Annotated in this window: 13 protein-coding genes; 10 read left to right on the top strand and 3 right to left on the bottom strand. The window is 46.3% G+C overall.

Annotated features, from left to right (window positions below; genetic code table 11):
- Positions 1-285 precede the first annotated feature (285 nt).
- The 8 genes from MHN00_RS18125 to tldD are packed head-to-tail and all read left to right on the top strand — an operon-like array spanning position 286 to position 11,096.
- Positions 286-1,329 carry a rod shape-determining protein gene (locus MHN00_RS18125; RefSeq protein ID WP_014947909.1) on the top strand — a complete coding sequence of 348 codons (1,044 nt, stop codon included), beginning with the start codon at positions 286-288 and terminating at the stop codon, positions 1,327-1,329.
- A gap of 37 nt (positions 1,330-1,366) precedes the next feature.
- Positions 1,367-2,269 carry a rod shape-determining protein MreC gene (gene mreC, locus MHN00_RS18120; RefSeq protein ID WP_014978010.1) on the top strand — a complete coding sequence of 301 codons (903 nt, stop codon included), beginning with the start codon at positions 1,367-1,369 and terminating at the stop codon, positions 2,267-2,269.
- Positions 2,262-2,738 carry a rod shape-determining protein MreD gene (gene mreD / locus MHN00_RS18115; RefSeq protein WP_061093985.1) on the top strand — a complete coding sequence of 159 codons (477 nt, stop codon included), beginning with the start codon at positions 2,262-2,264 and terminating at the stop codon, positions 2,736-2,738. Before mreC ends, mreD begins: the two co-directional genes overlap by 8 nt.
- Positions 2,739-2,774: 36 nt before the next feature.
- The gene (locus tag MHN00_RS18110) at positions 2,775-3,365 is read left to right on the top strand and encodes a Maf family protein (protein WP_039236916.1); all 591 of its coding nucleotides are present in this window, start codon (positions 2,775-2,777) and stop codon (positions 3,363-3,365) included.
- A complete protein-coding gene (rng, locus tag MHN00_RS18105) occupies positions 3,362-4,828 on the top strand; it encodes a ribonuclease G (protein ID WP_014947913.1) in 1,467 nt (488 codons plus the stop codon). Before MHN00_RS18110 ends, rng begins: the two co-directional genes overlap by 4 nt.
- A 26-nt stretch (positions 4,829-4,854) precedes the next feature.
- Positions 4,855-8,850, top strand: coding sequence for a YhdP family protein (locus tag MHN00_RS18100; protein ID WP_239302011.1), 3,996 nt, complete (start codon positions 4,855-4,857; stop codon positions 8,848-8,850).
- The gene (locus MHN00_RS18095; RefSeq protein ID WP_171336922.1) at positions 8,843-9,661 is read left to right on the top strand and encodes a carbon-nitrogen hydrolase family protein; all 819 of its coding nucleotides are present in this window, start codon (positions 8,843-8,845) and stop codon (positions 9,659-9,661) included. The genes MHN00_RS18100 and MHN00_RS18095 overlap by 8 nt, the downstream gene beginning before the upstream one ends.
- Positions 9,654-11,096, top strand: coding sequence for a metalloprotease TldD (gene tldD, locus MHN00_RS18090; RefSeq protein WP_039217280.1), 1,443 nt, complete (start codon positions 9,654-9,656; stop codon positions 11,094-11,096). The genes MHN00_RS18095 and tldD overlap by 8 nt, the downstream gene beginning before the upstream one ends.
- A gap of 87 nt (positions 11,097-11,183) precedes the next feature.
- On the opposite strand, the gene MHN00_RS18085 is transcribed toward tldD, so the two are convergent.
- Complete coding sequence (locus tag MHN00_RS18085) at positions 11,184-11,612, bottom strand: hypothetical protein (protein ID WP_156085774.1); 429 nt, start codon at positions 11,610-11,612, stop codon at positions 11,184-11,186.
- Between the two features lie 61 nt (positions 11,613-11,673).
- The gene (gene yjgA, locus MHN00_RS18080; RefSeq protein ID WP_014975398.1) at positions 11,674-12,231 is read right to left on the bottom strand and encodes a ribosome biogenesis factor YjgA; all 558 of its coding nucleotides are present in this window, start codon (positions 12,229-12,231) and stop codon (positions 11,674-11,676) included.
- A 72-nt stretch (positions 12,232-12,303) separates the two neighbouring features.
- On the opposite strand from yjgA, the gene pmbA reads away from it, so the two are divergent.
- A complete protein-coding gene (pmbA, locus tag MHN00_RS18075; RefSeq protein WP_039236933.1) occupies positions 12,304-13,635 on the top strand; it encodes a metalloprotease PmbA in 1,332 nt (443 codons plus the stop codon).
- Here the strand turns inward: pmbA and MHN00_RS18070 are convergent.
- On the bottom strand, positions 13,632-14,486 hold the full coding sequence (locus MHN00_RS18070; protein WP_069943554.1) for an AraC family transcriptional regulator: 855 nt from the start codon (positions 14,484-14,486) through the stop codon (positions 13,632-13,634). The two genes, pmbA and MHN00_RS18070, sit on opposite strands and share 4 nt — an antisense overlap.
- Before the next feature lie 104 nt (positions 14,487-14,590).
- Here MHN00_RS18070 and MHN00_RS18065 point away from each other — a divergent pair, with 104 nt between their 5' ends.
- Entirely contained in the window at positions 14,591-17,710 is a 3,120-nt protein-coding gene (locus MHN00_RS18065; RefSeq protein WP_239302010.1) for a beta-galactosidase, read from the top strand.
- The last annotated feature ends 116 nt before the right edge of the window (positions 17,711-17,826 follow it).

Genomic DNA, 17,826 nt, shown 5'->3' with positions numbered 1-17,826 from the left:
ATGTAAATTATTAGCAAATTGTTTTTGAACCTTCTAATTTTCACAGGGTCACTATGTGGGTCTAGTTTTAAAATTATTTGGAAACGCGTGTGTGGTATCCCTTCATGGGTAAAGCGCTAAAACTACTAAGCAAAAATGCAGTTATTTCGTCACTTAATTACAGCATTACTTGCCCAAAATAGCCCCCATTGTTAAAGTGTGCGAATAAATATCGACTTCACGTTAAAGCGTCGCCATCTCACCTTTGCAAATACGCGTTAACACAGAAACAGGAATACACTCTTCATGTTTAAAAAGCTTCGAGGCATGTTCTCTAACGATCTGTCCATCGACCTCGGAACAGCTAATACGCTGATTTATGTAAAAGACCAAGGTATTGTTCTGAACGAGCCTTCAGTAGTAGCTATTCGTCAAGAGCGCGCAGCAGGACCAAAAAGTGTTGCAGCGGTAGGTGCAGAAGCTAAGCGAATGCTTGGTCGTACGCCGGGTAATATACGTGCAATTCGTCCGATGAAAGACGGTGTTATTGCCGACTTTTACGTCACTGAAAAAATGCTTCAGCACTTTATTAAACAAGTGCATGACAATAATTTCTTGCGCCCAAGTCCTCGTGTATTAGTGTGTGTTCCTTGTGGCTCAACACAAGTTGAGCGCCGCGCAATTAAAGAATCTGCACTGGGTGCAGGTGCCCGCGAAGTTTATCTTATCGACGAGCCAATGGCGGCTGCTATTGGTGCGGGTTTACCTGTATCAGAAGCAACAGGTTCAATGGTGGTCGATATTGGTGGTGGTACAACAGAAGTTGCCATTATCTCACTTAACGGCGTAGTTTATTCATCATCTGTTCGTATTGGTGGTGACAAGTTTGATGAAGCTATTATCAACTACATTCGTCGTAACTTCGGTTCACTAATTGGTGAAGCAACCGCTGAACGCATTAAGCATGAAATAGGTGCTGCCTACCCAGGTGAAGAAGTGCGCGAAATTGAAGTGCGCGGTCGCAACCTAGCAGAAGGCGTCCCTCGCGGGTTCACGCTAAACTCAAACGAAATTCTTGAAGCGCTTCAAGAACCACTAACCGGCATTGTTTCAGCCGTTATGGTGGCGCTTGAACAGTCTCCGCCAGAGCTTGCTTCAGACATTTCTGAGCGCGGTATGGTACTTACCGGTGGTGGCGCGTTACTTAAAGACTTAGATAGATTGCTAATGGAAGAAACGGGCATTCCAGTTGTTATTGCTGATGATCCGCTTACTTGTGTAGCACGCGGCGGTGGTAAGGCATTCGATATGATTGACCTTCACGGTGGCGACCTGTTTAGCTACGAATAAACAGGAAAGGCAACCGTAAGGTTGCCTTATTTGTATCATGGATACTATTTTTACCCGCGGCCCTTCGTTAAATAACAGGCTTACACTGGCGCTTGTGCTGTCGGTGATTCTGATATTTGTCGACCATAAGCTAGACGGTTTCAAATCAACGCGGGTTTATCTCAACTCATTAATGAGCCCACTTCAGTATTTAGCAAACCTTCCCGGTTTAATGCTAAATGAAAGTGCCCAGCGTCTTACCTCTCAAGAACAATTGCTGGCCGAAAACCAGAAACTTAATAATCAGCTGTTGCTAATGAGCGAAAAGCTCCAGCAGTTCGATGTCATTGCAAAAGAAAATGCACAATTACGAGAGTTACTGCAGGCACCTATTCGGGTTTCTTCTCGAAAAATGGTTGCTGAGTTAATGGCGGTGGATAAAAACCCGTATAGCCAGCAGGTGGTTATCAACAAGGGTGCGATAGACGGCGTATATCTGTCTCAGCCAGTTATTGATGATAAGGGCATAGTGGGTCAGGTAATGGAAGTTGGGTCTACAAACAGCCGTGTATTGCTGATTGCCGATGTTACCCACGCTATTCCTGTGCGATCTCTTCGAAACGATATTCGCTTTATCGCAACCGGAAGCGGCGCACTAAACGAGCTGTATCTAGAGCATGTTCCTCATAGTGTCGATATTCAAGAAGGTGATACATTAATTTCGTCTGGCTTAGGAAAAGTCTTTCCAGAAGGTTACCCTGTGGCAAGAGTGTCACAAGTCGTCCGAGATGAAAGCCGCCCTTTTGCTCGTGTTATTGTCACACCTTTAGCAAACCTAGACAGGCTTCGACACCTATTGCTGTTATGGCACACGCCTGAGTCAGAAAATGAGTCTGATGCTAACTCAACTGACGACACTGATAAGCCAGCTGTAAACGAGGAAGAATCTTCAGATGCGTAAACGTAACCTCGTTATATGGATTAGTCTGTTAGTTGCTCTGGTACTGCAAATTGTTCCACTGCCCACTCAAGTAGATGTGTACCGGCCTGACTGGGTGCTGGTTGTATTAGCATATTGGAGCATGGCGTTGCCCCACAGAGTGAATGTGGGTGTAGCCTTCTTAACGGGCGTAGCCATGGATGTGCTTGTAGGCACAACCTTGGGCATTCATAGTTTCGGCTTAAGTATTTGTGTTTATATATTAGCGGCTAATTACCAAAGACTAAGAAATTACTCCGTTTGGCAGCAAGCCATTATTATCGGTCTACTATCAGCGCTATACCACTTACTTACATTTTGGGTGCAGCATCTACTGACTGATATTTATTTCCAAGTCGATTACCTGTGGCCGGTGATAACGTCAATGGTGTTGTGGCCGTGGGTATTTTGGCTGCTTCGACGCACGCGCAGACAGTTTTCAATTTCGTAACCCGAACACGTTCTCGATTAAACCAAAGGTAAGCCAATGACAAAATCGGTAGTGTTAGCGTCAGCCTCTCCACGACGCACCGCTTTGCTCAAGCAAATGAACATAGCCCATACAATACAGCCTGCCGATATTGACGAGTCGCCCCGTGACAACGAGCCACCGATGGAGCTTGTCGCAAGGCTAGCCAGTGAAAAAGCCCAAGCGGTGAAAGCATACCTTGAGGATCAGCAGGCAATGACCGACGACAAGGTTATTCTGGCCAGCGACACCCTAATATCGTTTAACGGACAAAGTGTTGGCAAGCCAGAAGATAAAGCAGATTCTAAGCGCATCCTCACTATGCTTTCTGGTAAAACTCATGACGTCCTTACCGCTATTTGTGTGCTTGATAACGCTCAGCAACAGACTCAAGTAATTACCACATCTGTGACTTTTGCAGCATTGACGGATGAGCAAATTGACGCATACTGGGAAACAGGAGAACCTGCCGACAAAGCAGGGAGTTACGCTATTCAAGGTATTGGTGGTGAGTTTGTAGTTTCCATTAACGGCAGTGCAAGTGCCGTAATAGGCCTACCACTGTACGAAACCCGCCAATTACTTAATGCATTTGGAGTTGTGTCGTGAGTGCTGAACTGCTTATTAACGTTACCCCGTCAGAGTCACGGGTGGCGCTTATTGAAAACGGAATACTGCAAGAAATTCACGTAGAGCGTCATACCAAACGCGGTTTGGTTGGCAATATCTATCGCGGTAAAGTTAGCCGTGTATTACCGGGAATGCAGGCAGCATTTGTTGATATCGGTTTAGAAAAGGCCGCCTTCTTACATGCATCTGACATTGTCATTCACAATGAAATTGCTGAAGAAGTCTCGGCAAGCCATATTCAAAAGCAAGACATTCGCGAGTTGGTGCGAGACGGTCAAGATATTGTGGTTCAGGTGGTGAAAGATCCTATCGGTACCAAAGGCGCACGCCTTACCACAGACATTACTATCCCCAGCCGTTATCTTGTATTTATGCCTTCGGTAACTCACGTAGGCGTATCTCAACGCATTGAAGAAGAAGCAGAAAGAGAGCGCTTAAAGTCGCTGGTGCAAGAGTTTTGTGATGAAAACGGTGGCTTCATTCTGCGTACTGCGGCGGAAGGCGTGGGCAAAAACGAACTGCAGTCCGACGCAGCATTTTTGCGAAGGCTGTGGGATAAAATTCAGTCGCGTATGAAAAAGCGTAAGTCGAACGTGCTTTACGAAGACTTACCGCTAGCACGACGAGTGCTACGCGACTTTGTTGGTACAGAGCTCGACAGAATTCGTATCGACTCGAAACTATCATTCAATGAACTTCACCAGTTCACCAAAGAGTATGTGCCTGAAATGAACGGCAAGCTCGAATACTACCCGGGTGATAGACCTATTTTTGATTTATACGATGTGGAAAATGAGGCGCAGCGAGCCTTGGAACGCCGTGTCGATTTAAAATCTGGCGGCTACTTGATCATTGATCAGACCGAAGCGATGACCACAATCGATATTAATACGGGCGCTTTTGTTGGCCACCGGAACTTAGAAGAAACAATTTTTAACACCAATATTGAGGCGACGCAGGCAATTGCCCGTCAGTTAAGATTGCGCAACTTGGGTGGGATGATCCTTATCGACTTCATCGATATGATTGAACCAGACCACAAACGACGTGTCTTACACTCACTAGAGGTGGCGACGAACAAGGACAGAGCCAAGATAAATATTCACGGTTTTACTGCGCTAGGGCTAATTGAAATGACCCGTAAACGCACCCGTGAAAGCATTGAGCATATATTGTGCGGAGAATGCCCGGTGTGTAAAGGGCGAGGCACGGTAAAAACCATTGAAACCATTTGCTTTGAAATTATGCGTGAAATTGTACGGGTGAATCGCGCCTACGACGCAGACAAGTTTGTGGTTTACGCTTCACCAAAAGTGGCGGAAGCCTTAATGGGTGAAGAGTCTCATATGCTGGCAGAACTGGAAGTATTTGTGTCTAAACAAATCAAGGTTCAAACAGAAACATTGTACAATCAGGATAAGTACGACGTCGTCATGATGTAACGCATTAACGTATACAAAGGCAAAATGTGACAAATTTTTCGTCGGTAGCCGCTTATCTACTTAAGAAGTTTTGGCTGCTACTCGCCGTATTGCTTGTACTTTTCGCGCTTGTTTTAAGCGCTGCACGCTATGCTCTGCCGCATATTGAGCACAACAAACACCTGTTGGAAAATTATATTAATGAGCAGTATGGCGTAAACCTATCCATCCAAAGTGTGCATGCTGTTTGGCAGCGCAATGGTCCAAGTATTGTGCTCAATTCGGTGTCGTTGGCTAAAAACGATGCTTCCCCTGTTGCATTGGATATCAGGCAAATCTACGTCGAGCTAGATTTTTGGGAATCGCTACGCCACCAACTTATCTCATCTACCCGTTTTGAGCTGCGTGGTCTTAAGCTTGATATTGACGCCGATCGCCTTTCTGGAGGCGATAAGAATAACTTCCCTGTAGTAAATGCACTAGAGCGTCTGTTTTTAGAGCAGCTTCAAAGCTTCTCGTTAGAAGACGGGGTGGTATCTGTCACTCACCTTAATGAAACCAATTCATTTGATATTGAAAGTTTATCGTGGAACAACCATGAAGAGCGACACCAAGGTTTAGGTCAGCTTAAGGTTGCAGATTTAGCGGCTAACTCGGCGTCGTTTATCATTGATATCACGGGCACGCGGGAAGACTTTGACGGCGTGTTTTACGCCAAAGCAGAAGAGCTCGATATTTCTCCGTGGGTAAGCGATCTCATCAAAACCAAGCGCCCACTAGCGCAAAGCCGCGCAAACTTTGAAGTATGGACTAACTTTTCCCAAAGTGAAGTTACTAGCGTACAAGCTGAGCTAAGTGAGAGTCTTCTAGAGTGGGGTAGTGGCCGCGCGAAAACAATAACAGGTATAAGCGGTGGTAGTCTTCAGGCGTTGCCTAACGACGAGAACAGACAGGGAGGCTGGAATGTCCGAGTGGATCAATTGGTGCTTAATTCGAGCAACGAGACCCTTACAACAGACCTAATTGGCAGTATAAGTGCAAATGGTGATGCGCTGATAAACACCGTAAAGCCGGTGCAAATTAACCCCTTTCTGCTGCTGTTACCGCTTTTCATGGATGATACCAGTGAAGAAGAAATACGCGGGCTTAATCCAAAAGGCGAGTTGGCCACGTTGCAGGTTCAATGGCACAACGGCCAGCCTTCTTTAGCGGCTAAAGTGCTAGATTTGCAGTGGGACAAAACAGATAAGGTACCAGGTCTTTCGTCGCTAGATGCAGACTTTTTCTGGTATAAAAATAATGGCGCTATCTACTTAGAGAGTGCGGATAGCTTACTAAGTGCCAACGGCGTAATTAAGAAAGACGTCAATATAAACCTGTTTAAATCTCAGTTTTATATTTACCCAGAGCAGATAGATAGCGAAGACAAGCAGTGGGTAGTAAAAGGCAGCGATATGCTGTTCGATAGTGATGCCGTTACTCTTCATCCGCAGTTTAAACTGAATACGTCGACAGGGTTTATGTCGCTTTATGTGGATGTAAGCCCATTGGCGCTAAATGAGGTGAGCAGTTTATTTCCCCCTTCTTTAATGGGGGCCAATACCGACAAATACCTTACTCGTGCGTTTACAGGAGAAGGTGAAATCGCAAATGCGCGCGTGCTGTGGCACGGTCGCACGAGTGACTTTCCGTTTGACGACAACACGGGCATTTTTCAGGCGTATGTCGATATTGAGCAGGGGGATTTTCTTTTTGCGCCAGACTGGCCGGCACTTAATAACTTAGACCTATCTTTGTATTTTGTGAATAATGCATTAGTGATGGAGAGCCCTAGTGCGACGCTTGCTGGTATGAAAATCAGTGATATGTCGGCTGCCATTCCAAGCTTTAGTCCAGATGCTCGCCTGATTATTTATGCCAATGGTACTGGCACTGGTAACGCGCTAACCGCGTTAATGATGGATTCGTCCCTTAAAAAATCTTTAGGCAAAGTACTTAACGAAGACGTGCAAATTGGCGGGCCTCTATCTGCCGATATAAAGCTTGATATCCCGTTTAAAGGCAAAGATGTGGTGGCATCGGGAACGGCGCACTTGTCGAATAATCCCGTTTTTGTTGCGACCACAAATATGCTATTTGATAAGGCATCGGGAAAGGTGTCATTTGTTAATGGCGATATAGACGCAAGTGGGCTTCAGGCGCAGTTTCTTAAACAGCCGGTGAACTTGTCGCTATCCGGTAGACAGGGCGACACATACGACCTAAATGTAGAGTTAGGTGGGCGATGGCATGTACACCCGCTGGCTAACTATGTGAATACAGACCTCACCGAATACATCGACGGCGAAAGTGATTGGAACACTACAGTTCAACTGTCGCTTTCAAACAGTGGGTTTAACTATACTGCCAATTTAACTGCAGATTTAACGGCGACACAAAGTGTATTGCCTGCTCCCTTCGATACGCCAGCGGGCAGCAGTTTACCGCTGCTTATTACCAGTAAAGGCGATGGCAAAGCATCAAATGTGGAGGCGTCACTTGGTGATAACATTCGTTTTGATGGCGTACTACCGCACAAAGAAATGCAGTTTTCACGTGCGCACTTGGCACTTGGCGAAAGCGATATAGCCAACATTGGTACAGGTTTTAGTATCAGTGCTAATCTAGCTCAAGCTGATGTGCAAGAATGGTTTACCACTATAAATATGTTACTTTCCGGTAAAGGGAAAGACACCAGCACCGCCGTTGCAAAAACAAATGCTCAATCGAGTATCCAATCAAACGAAAGCAAAAAAGCGAATTTGTTTGGTACTCCCTCGCGGATATTCGCCAAAGCCGACAAGCTAAATTTTGCTGGCCACAGTATTAATGATGCGCAGCTCAGTGCAACAGAACGCAATAAAGATTGGATCCTAGACTTAGCGTCGCCTCAGGCAAGAGCCACTATTCGTATTAATAGTGATTTAGACGAGCAGGGCATTGAGATAAATGCCGACTATTTATCACTAGAGAAGCCTGCTCAAGCCGGGGGAGCGACAAAAACCGGTTCAGAGAGCGGCGTTGAGTTAGCTACGAATAGTGCTATGCCAAGTGAGGAAGGCGAGTCGCCCTACAATATTGACCCAAATACGCTACCGCCCATTTATTTTTATTGTCAGTCCTGTGGCGTGCACGGCATCGATTTAGGTGAAATTACCTTAGACATCGCGAAGGAAGAGAATGGTTTAGCCATTCGCCAGCTTCTAGTGAAATCTGATGAAACTAACGTTACCGCAACGGGTTATTGGAAGCACATGGGAGGCGAGATTCAAAGCGCGTTAAACGGAACATTAACGTCTCCCGACGTTGGGCAGATGCTAAAAGAGTACGGTGTTGAATCAGGTATAAAAGATTCTAGCGCAAATGTGGTGTTTGATATCAACTGGCCAAATGCGCCGATGGATTTCGGGTTTGAACAGCTAAACGGTAATGTTGAGTGGTCGCTCTCAGATGGGTATCTAACTGAGTTGAGTGATAAGGGGTCACGTATCTTTACCCTGTTTAGCTTGAACTCGTTAGTGCGGAAGCTCAGCCTCGATTTTCGAGACGTTTTTGCTAAGGGTTTTTTCTACGACGATATGGGCGGTACGTTAAGTATTGTTGATGGCAAAGCGTATACCGACGATACTGAAATTGACGGCGGCGCTGGTGAAATAGAGATCACGGGCTTCACAGACCTCAATACCGGTGGATTAAATTACAACGTATCGTTCGCACCGAACGTAACTGGGAACTTACCGTTTTTAGTGTATTTCTTGGCTACGCCGCCTACTGCACTCGCTGCTCTTGCCATAGATCAGGTGCTAACCTCTGCGAAAGTCATTTCAAATGTGAACTATCGCGTTACAGGTACCATAAAAGATCCTAAGTTCGACGAAGTTGAGCGCAACAGCAAAGACATCAGCTTACCTGCGCAAAATGCGCCTGTACCGGCCAACCCGCAAGACAGGCCATTAACGGAAGATGACGTACGCAGGCTTAAAATGGAGGTGATCGATGGTTAATTTAGTTGCATTACAAATGACATCTGCGCCAAGCGTGGAAGAAAATCTCGACACCGTTGCAAACGAAATGGCATCGGCAAAGATTGAGAAAAACAGTTTAGTTGTGCTTCCAGAGTGTTTTGCTTATTTCGGCGGTAAAGACAAAGGCCAACTTGCTGTGGCAGAAACAAAGGGCGAAGGTGAGATTCAGCGACGTTTGTCAGCGCTTGCTGCACAATATCAGTGCTATCTGGTTTCGGGTACGTTTCCAGTGAAAACCAATAGCCCAGAGAAGTTTTCCGCAGCCTGCATGCTGTTTGGCCCCGATGGTGATGTGTTGGCAGACTACCGCAAAATTCACATGTTCGATGTATCAGTTAACGACAACACGGGCAGTTATCGTGAATCGGCGACAACCGAAGCGGGCAGCAAGGTGGTTACTGTTGAAACGCCAATAGGCAACATTGGTCTTGCGGTGTGCTATGATGTACGCTTTCCAGGATTATTTACTGCAATGGGCGATATCGATATTTTGGTGTTGCCAGCGGCCTTTACCCAGCGCACCGGAGAAGCGCATTGGCATGCGTTGTTGCAAGCCAGAGCCATTGAAAAGCAGTGCTTTGTGGTAGCTGCAAATCAAAGTGGTGTGCATGCAAATGGCCGTGAAACATACGGTCACAGTCTTGTACTGTCGCCTTGGGGGGAGACCCTTGCCGAACGCAAAACCGACGTAGGGTTAGTCTCGGCAAAAGTAGATATTGCAGAAAGAGAAACCATTAAACAGAATATGCCGGTTGCCGAACATAACCGATTCAGGAGTCACTTTGTCTAAATCTGTTGAGCGTCATTTATTATCTGACTCAGGGCTAGATATCTCTAAGCTAGAGCGTGCTTTAGCGACTATTCATCGTCACGATACCGACTATGCCGATTTATATTTTCAGTCAAGCCAGCACGAAAGCTGGGTGTTGGAAGATGGCATTATTAAAGAAGGCAGCTATAACATAGAGCGCGGCGTAGGCGTGCGTGCAATTAGCGGCGAGAAAACAGGGTTCGCTTATTCAGACGAAATAAGCGAAGAAGCGTTGACCAAAGCGTGTAAAGCGGCTCGTGGCATTGCGCCAAGCGGCGGTTCACAACAGGTTGCTTCGCTTGGACAAAAACCAGTGCAAGCGCGATACAGCGAAAATAACCCTATTCTTGCGATGCAAGACGCTGAGAAAATTTCGCTTTTAAAAGCAGTAGATGCCTATATCCGCAAACAAGAGCCGTCTGCCAATCAGGTAGTGGTGAGCTTAAGCGGTGTGTATGAAGAAATTTTAGTTGCTGGCAGTGACGGTACTTTAGCTACTGATATTCGCCCGCTGGTGCGCTTGAACTGCTCGGTATTGCTAGAACAAGGCGATAGACGTGAACGTGGTTCAGCTGGAGCTGGTGGTCGTTATGCCTACTCGTTCTTTAAACAAGACGAAAACGGCAAACCGTATTACGAGACGTTGGCAGAAGATGCCCTTCACATGGCGCGGGTTAACATGCAAGCTGTGGCATCGCCGGCAGGCGCTATGCCTGTAGTATTAGGTAACGGTTGGCCCGGTGTATTACTTCACGAAGCGGTAGGGCACGGTCTTGAAGGCGACTTTAACCGTAAGGGTGCATCAACATTTAGTGGCCGTATTGGTCAGCGCGTTGCAGCAAAAGGCGTGACGGTTGTTGACGATGGCACATTAAACGACCGTCGTGGCTCGTTGTCGGTAGACGATGAAGGCACACCAACAGCGCACAACGTGCTTATTGAAGATGGTATCTTGAAAGGTTATATGCAGGATAAACATAACGCCAAGCTTATGGGCGTTGCGCCTACCGGTAACGGTCGTCGTGAATCCTATGCGCACTTGCCTATGCCCCGCATGACGAATACTTATATGTTGGAAGGCCAACACGATCCGCAGGAAATTATCGCGTCTATCGACAAAGGTATTTACGCGCCGAACTTTGCTGGCGGACAGGTAGACATTACGTCAGGCAAATTTGTATTTTCTAGCGCGGAAGCCTACTTAATTGAAAACGGTAAAATTACTGCACCAGTGAAAGGGGCTACCTTAATTGGTAACGGTCCAGAGGTTATGCAAAAAATCTCAATGATTGGCAACGACACTGCCCTAGATAAAGGCGTGGGTGTATGTGGTAAAGACGGTCAAAGCGTGCCGGTGGGTGTAGGTCAGCCCACACTTAAAATTGACGAGTTGACGGTGGGTGGTACGGCTTAATTCAGCTCAAACCCGTAAACTGGAAAATTAAAAAAGGTTGGGCCTAGGCACCAACCTTTTTTGTATGCAAACTGGTATAAGTCGTGGCTAACTTTCAAATCCTTTTCCATTCAACCACTCAATAGCATCTTCTTCGTTGGTAAAAATACCTAGCTCAAGGCCTGCATTGTCGTAAATTCTCTGAAATTGCGCTCTTACAATGGGCTGCACCGTGGTATCGCCGATAACCAGCGCGCCAAGCGCCATTCCGTGCTTCGCACGCCACTCTATCGAACGCTGCAGTTCTGTCTCACCTGCTTTAGTGAGAAGGGCAGAACCATGCAAAAAACCTAAAAATGCCCAGCTATCCCCACCAAAGCTATTAATCACATCCATCATATCCCGCGCATAGCGTTCAATGGCTGAACCATCGGCAATACCTTCAGCCGACACGCCAACAATGCTACCAAGCACAGCAATTTGATACTGACCGTACTTGCTTTTCAGTGTTGCGTTAGGGTTAGAAAATATTTTCACACTATCCCCCTTTGGCTGGTGAACGAAACTTTGATGTTGAGATTACTTTAATTGCAGACCGTTAATCCTCATGAATAACGTCTTTCAAATACTGAAACAGCTCTCTGAATGCTTTAGGCGGCGCATTTTTTTCACGCTCTTTTTTAACTTGGCGATGAAATTGGCGCAGCTTTTGGCGGTCCAGTTCAGGATGCGCTTCAATCAGCTTTTGAATAGCGGGGTCGCCCTGTTCAATCACGGCTTCACGGGCTTTTTCTAGTGCATGAAAGGCCGCATTGCTTGCCTGATGCTGATGTGTAATTTTAGCCAACGCCTCTTCAATAGGGGCGGTATCTCTATGACGTAAAGCTTTGCCGATAAACTGAAGCTGACGGCGGTAACCGTCTTTTTTCTTATTCACTTTGCGGGCAATAGCTACGGCGTCAGCAAGCTCTTCATCCATTGGAATCGTCGCTATGTGAGCATCGGTCAGGTTAACCAACGTTTCACCTAGTTTGTGAAGTTCTTTAGCTTGACGCTTCAGCTCAGTTTTACTGATTAATTCTTCCTCTTCGAACTCATCTGCTTGCGCATCTTCGAAGTAAGGATCTTCAGGAGAATTGTATTTCTGATCACTCATTTCAAACTCATTAGTGTTACACTTTAGCTAAATTGTAACTATCACAGTCGAATTAAGACAGCGAAACTTACTATGCAAATTGAGCAGCAGTTAGCCGACATTCAAAATGTCGTAGATGATGTACTGAAATTAGCCCTTTCTAAAGGCGCAACACAAGCCGAAGCCAGCATGTCTAAAGTGCAGGGCATCGCCGTTTCTTCACGTATGCAAGAAGTTGAAAACGTTGAATTTACCAACGACGGTGGCTTAGGTATAAGCGTATACGTAGGCAAGCGAAAGGGGAGTGCGTCTACCGCAGATCTGAGCAAAGCGGCGCTAACACTCGCGGTAGAAAAAGCCGTCGATATTGCTCGCTATACCAGTGAAGATCCTTGTACAGGTTTGGCCGATGCCGACCTTATTGCTACCGAGTTCCCTGATTTAGATCTGTATCACCCTGAAGAATTAGATACTGAAAAGGCCATTAAAACTGCTATTGAAGCCGAAACGGCGGCAATGAATTACGACTCGCGCATTACAAATTCAGATGGCGCGTCGTATAACGCAAATCTAGGTATGCGCGTTTACGGCAACACGCACGGTATCAATGCAGGTTATCCTAGCAGCCGTTATTCACTAAGCTGTATGGTTATTGGCGCACAAGATAACGATATGCAGCGCGATTACGCTTACACAGTAAGTCGTAAAGCGTCTTTGCTGCAATCAGCAAGTGCAGTGGGTATTGATGCCGCTAAAGCTACTGTAGACCGTTTGGGGGCTCGTAAAATCAACACGGCAAACGTGCCTGTGCTTTTACACCGTGACATCGCATCTAGTTTGTTTGGTCATTACGTAGGAGCCATTAGTGGTGGCAGCCTTTACCGTCGCTCTAGCTTCTTGCTAGATAGCTTGGGTAAACAAGTTTTCCCAGAATGGCTTAATATTGAAGAGCGTCCGTTTATTAAAGGCGGTCTGGCAAGCTCAAGCTTCGATAACGAAGGTGTGGCATGTTCTGACATGACCATTGTCGATGCGGGTAAATTGGCTACATACCTTTATACTACCTACTCGTCGCGTAAGCTAAACACCCGCTCGAATGGCCACGCCGGTGGTATTCATAACTGGCTAGTAGGTGATACGGGTCACAGCGACGCCGACCTGCTTAAAGAAATGGGCACAGGTTTGTTCGTAACCGAACTGATGGGGCAGGGCGTTAACGGTGTGACGGGCGATTACTCGCGCGGCGCAGCGGGATACTGGGTTGAAAATGGCATCATCCAATACCCAGTTCACGAGGTAACTATTGCTGGCAATCTGAAAGATATGTTTAAAGGCATTGTGGCAATTGGCGCTGAAAAAGATGTGCGCGGTAGTGTACAGACCGGTTCTGTGCTTATTGACCAAATGAAGATAGCAGGCAGCTAGTTTACGCTTTCTCGAAACGCTGAAGGAGACAGCCCGGTGGACTTCTTAAAGCGTTTCGAGAACGTAAATACATTTGCGTAGCCTACATAACTGGCGATATAAGATACGGGCCACTGCGTGCTTAGTAATAAGCTTTTGGCTCGTGTCATACGCAAATGGATAACGTGCTGTTTGGGGCTTCTCCCAAATACTTGTAAGCACAGCCTGTGAAGGTGAGGGGCAGAATAATGCGCTTTCTCACTTAAGCTTTCCATATCCCAATCAAACTGAAGCTGTTTTTCAACCGCAGAAAAGAGGCTGTGTAGTCTGCTTACTTGGCGTCGTTCTTTCTCATCGTGAGTATGTACGTCACTCAAAGGCGCATCAATAATACGGTACAGGTAGCGAGACACAACTTGCATCGCCGAATTTCGATTCTCGACGTCACGCTCTAAATACAAAAGTTCCATTGCATGATGCAGTCCTTCCAGCATGGCATTATCCACTATCACAGCACCTAGCTTATTAAATGGTGTCCAGCGTTCGGAGTCTGCCAAGTTTACCCAAATTATATCCCATTGCTCACTGACTATTGTGACTTCGAAACTTTGTCCAGCGGGTAAAATAATTAGCTGTCCTTCATCCAATTGCATCTCGCCTGACGGGACACGAAATTTTCCTTGACCATGAATGCTGTAAAACAAGGTGTGGTTAGGAGGCGAAACGCGACCTACCGTATAGTTACCTGATAAGTTAGAGCATCCTGCTAGTTCAATCTCCAGGTCGCTGATTTCAGGCGTATTACTACTATCAATAAAGCGTTCAAAGCACTTAGGGCCTATGTCTACAATGTCTCTAAAGCTAAGTTGCATAAATGTGAAATGATAGTTTTGGATAAATATATGAAAGATTAGAGCATAAAGGATTTAATGAAAGTTAGCTATATTGCGCTTAACGAAAAAGTAAAGGATATGACATGCTTAATGTTGCGCAAGTAGTGGCTCAAAACGATTGGCAAAACCCGGTTGTATTTCAGAGGAATCGCATCAATGCCCACAGTCCACATCACGGATACAAAACGCTAAAAGACGCATTGCAAAATACCAATGCGCAAAAACGTAGTTTAAACGGTCAGTGGGATTTCCGTTTATTTGAAGCACCAGCAAAAGTACCTGAAAGCCTGCTTTCTAAAACATTAAGTGATGATGAATCTGCTAATTGGCAGCCTATTGCGGTACCTTCTAATTGGCAGCTGCAAGGTCACGACAAACCGATTTACTGTAACGTTAAATATCCTTTCGCGGTGAACCCTCCAGTGGTACCCAGCGAGAATCCAACGGGTTGCTACCGAACAACGTTCAACGTTACCGAGGATGAGTTAAAACAGCGCAATCATATTGTCTTTGAAGGGGTAAATAGCGCGTTTCACTTGTGGTGCAACGGCGAGTATGTAGGCTATTCCCAAGACAGTCGACTACCGGCTGAATTCGATTTGTCTGGCTACTTGGTCGAAGGTGAAAACCGACTAGCGGTAATGGTGATCCGATGGTCAGACGGCAGCTACTTAGAAGATCAGGACATGTGGTGGCTTAGCGGTATCTTCCGCGACGTAAATCTAGTCACCAAACCTCAGCATCACATTCAGGACGTGTTTGTTACGCCAAGCCTTGACGCATGCTATCGCGACGCAACAGTAACCGTACGTACCGCCATCAATGCGCCTTCTACTTACAAAGTGGGCATCCAGCTTTTTGATGGCGATAACGCTGTCACCGAGCAAGTCATTACCGGCACTAACAATAAGCGTATTGATGAAAAGGGCGGTTGGGATGATGTAGTTTTTCAAACGCTTCATGTGAATGAACCTAAACACTGGACTGCTGAAACACCGAATCTGTACCGCATCGTAGTCTCGCTTATTGATGAGGATGGCAATGCCGTTGATGTTGAGGCCTATAACGTTGGCTTTAGAAACATTGAAATCAAAAACGGCCAATTACTGGTAAATGGTAAAGCCGTGCTAATTCGTGGGGTTAACCGTCACGAACACCATCAAACGAAAGGGCATGCAATCAATGAAAATGACATGCTTGAAGACATTAAGTTGTTAAAGCAAAACAACTTCAATGCTGTGCGTACCGCTCATTATCCAAATCACCCTCGTTGGTATGAGCTTTGTGATGAATACGGGCTTTATGTGGTAGATGAAGCCAACATCGAAACCCACGGTATGTTCCCGATGGGAAGGCTTTCTCGCGACCCGCTCTGGGCCGGCGCTTACATGGCGCGCTTTACGCAAATGGTCGAGCGAGACAAAAACCACCCCAGCATCATTATTTGGTCGTTGGGGAATGAGTCTGGTCATGGCCCTACCCACGATGCAATGTATGGCTGGGCAAAGTCATTTGACCCATCGCGCCCTGTACAGTACGAAGGCGGCGGCGCTGATACTTCGGCTACCGACATTATTGCGCCAATGTACGCACGGGTTGATACCGACATTAAAGACGATGCAGTCCCTAAGTGGGCCATTAAAAAATGGTTGTCGATGCCGGGGGAAAACCGCCCCGTTATTCTATGCGAATATGCGCATGCTATGGGTAATAGCTTGGGTAGCTTTGATGAATACTGGAAAGCGTTTAAGGCTTATCCTCGCCTTCAAGGTGGCTTTATTTGGGACTGGGTTGATCAAGGGTTAGTAAAGCACACTAATAGCGGCGAAGCATACTGGGCTTACGGCGGAGACTTCGGCGATACTGAAAACGACAGACAATTCTGTATAAACGGTCTGTTATTTCCAGACAGAACGCCACATCCGCACTTATTAGAAGCTAAATATTGTCAGCAGCACTTAAGCTTTTCGTTGGTTGAGAAAGACAACAAGTTTGAGCTTACAGTAAGCAGCGATTACTTATTTAGACGCACAGACAACGAGTTATTACGTTGGCAAGTGTTAGAAAATGGACAACCGATTGCTGAGGCGAAGGGCGAATGCGAAATCGACATAGCGCCACAACAAGCACAAACGCTCAGTCTTAGCCCAGATATTACGTTTAAAGCAGGCGCTGACTACCACTTAAATATTGATGTGGTACTAGCGAATGACTGCTCGTGGGCTAAAGCTGGGCATGTTATGGACACCGCCCAGTTAGCGCTAGTCAACAAGCGTGGAATAGTATCGTTTTCTCTTAATGATAACGACACAACAAGCGGCACAAGTGAGCTATCAATTGAAGCTCAGGATGGGATGTTGCTGGTACATGCGCAAAATAACGTATTTAGCTTTAATAGTGAGAGCGGGCTATTAACCTCGTGGCTTCAAGGCGCGGAGGAAACACTTAGCGCGCCGCTAGAAGATAACTTTTTCAGAGCGCCGCTAGATAACGACATTGGGGTAAGCGAAGTTGATAATCCAGACCCAAATGCGTGGGAGTCTCGCTGGCGTCGTGCTGGAATTGGCAAGTGGACACGCACTTGCACGGGCGTAACCGTTGAGCAGGGCGCGCAAGACGTGCGTATAACATCGTTATTCGATTATCACCATTCAGAAAAGCTGGTAGCGGCAACAAAGTGGGTTTACACCATAAATGTACAGGCCAAGCTATCGGTAGACGTTGAAGTGCTTTTGGATGATGGTTTACCGCCTATGCCGCGTATTGGTATGCAAACGGCGGTACCTGTAGCCGATAAGCCAACGTCGATTACCTGGCAAGGACTAGGGCCATTTGAGAACTATCCTGACAGAAAAGCGGCAGCGCGTTATGGTCGCTACACCTTACCTATAGAAGAGATGCAAACGTGCTACATATTCCCAACGGACAACGGCTTGCGCTGTGGCTGTAAACAACTTGAAGTTAGCGGCCTGAAAGCAAAAGGACAGTTCTATTTTAACGTGAGCGAATATGGTCAATCCCAGCTAGACGAGGCAAAACACACCTGTGATTTAACATCTCAAGATTGTGTGTTTGTGTACATTGATCATGCTCACATGGGCGTAGGCGGCGATGATTCATGGAGCCCAAGTACACATAAAGCATTCTTGTTGGAAGAGAAGCAATACCGCTACTCAGTTTGCTTTAGCGCTGCTGACAGTTAATCCTCAGTGTGAAGTCGATCATTTAGCACTCGATATCTCAAGTGACAATTCGCGGCATAGCTAAGCTATGCCGTCATTGGGATAAAGTGTCTACATATAAAAAAGCCGCTACACAG

The sequence above is a fragment of the Alteromonas sp. Cnat2-8 genome (assembly GCF_022348355.1).
GTDB classification, from domain to species: domain Bacteria; phylum Pseudomonadota; class Gammaproteobacteria; order Enterobacterales; family Alteromonadaceae; genus Alteromonas; species Alteromonas macleodii.
Note: the sequence above shows the minus strand (reverse complement) of the source record. Positions and strands in the feature narration are given on the sequence as shown.

Bases quoted from the DNA above. Each gene is read 5' to 3' on its own strand.
- MHN00_RS18125 (WP_014947909.1), top strand. From the start codon at position 286: ATGTTTAAAAAGCTTCGAGGCATGTTCTCTAACGATCTGTCCATCGAC.
- mreC (WP_014978010.1), top strand. From the start codon at position 1,367: ATGGATACTATTTTTACCCGCGGCCCTTCGTTAAATAACAGGCTTACA.
- mreD (WP_061093985.1), top strand. From the start codon at position 2,262: ATGCGTAAACGTAACCTCGTTATATGGATTAGTCTGTTAGTTGCTCTG.
- MHN00_RS18110 (WP_039236916.1), top strand. From the start codon at position 2,775: ATGACAAAATCGGTAGTGTTAGCGTCAGCCTCTCCACGACGCACCGCT.
- MHN00_RS18095 (WP_171336922.1), top strand. From the start codon at position 8,843: ATGGTTAATTTAGTTGCATTACAAATGACATCTGCGCCAAGCGTGGAA.
- yjgA (WP_014975398.1), bottom strand. From the start codon at position 12,231: ATGAGTGATCAGAAATACAATTCTCCTGAAGATCCTTACTTCGAAGAT.
- pmbA (WP_039236933.1), top strand. From the start codon at position 12,304: ATGCAAATTGAGCAGCAGTTAGCCGACATTCAAAATGTCGTAGATGAT.
- MHN00_RS18070 (WP_069943554.1), bottom strand. From the start codon at position 14,486: ATGCAACTTAGCTTTAGAGACATTGTAGACATAGGCCCTAAGTGCTTT.
- MHN00_RS18065 (WP_239302010.1), top strand. From the start codon at position 14,591: ATGCTTAATGTTGCGCAAGTAGTGGCTCAAAACGATTGGCAAAACCCG.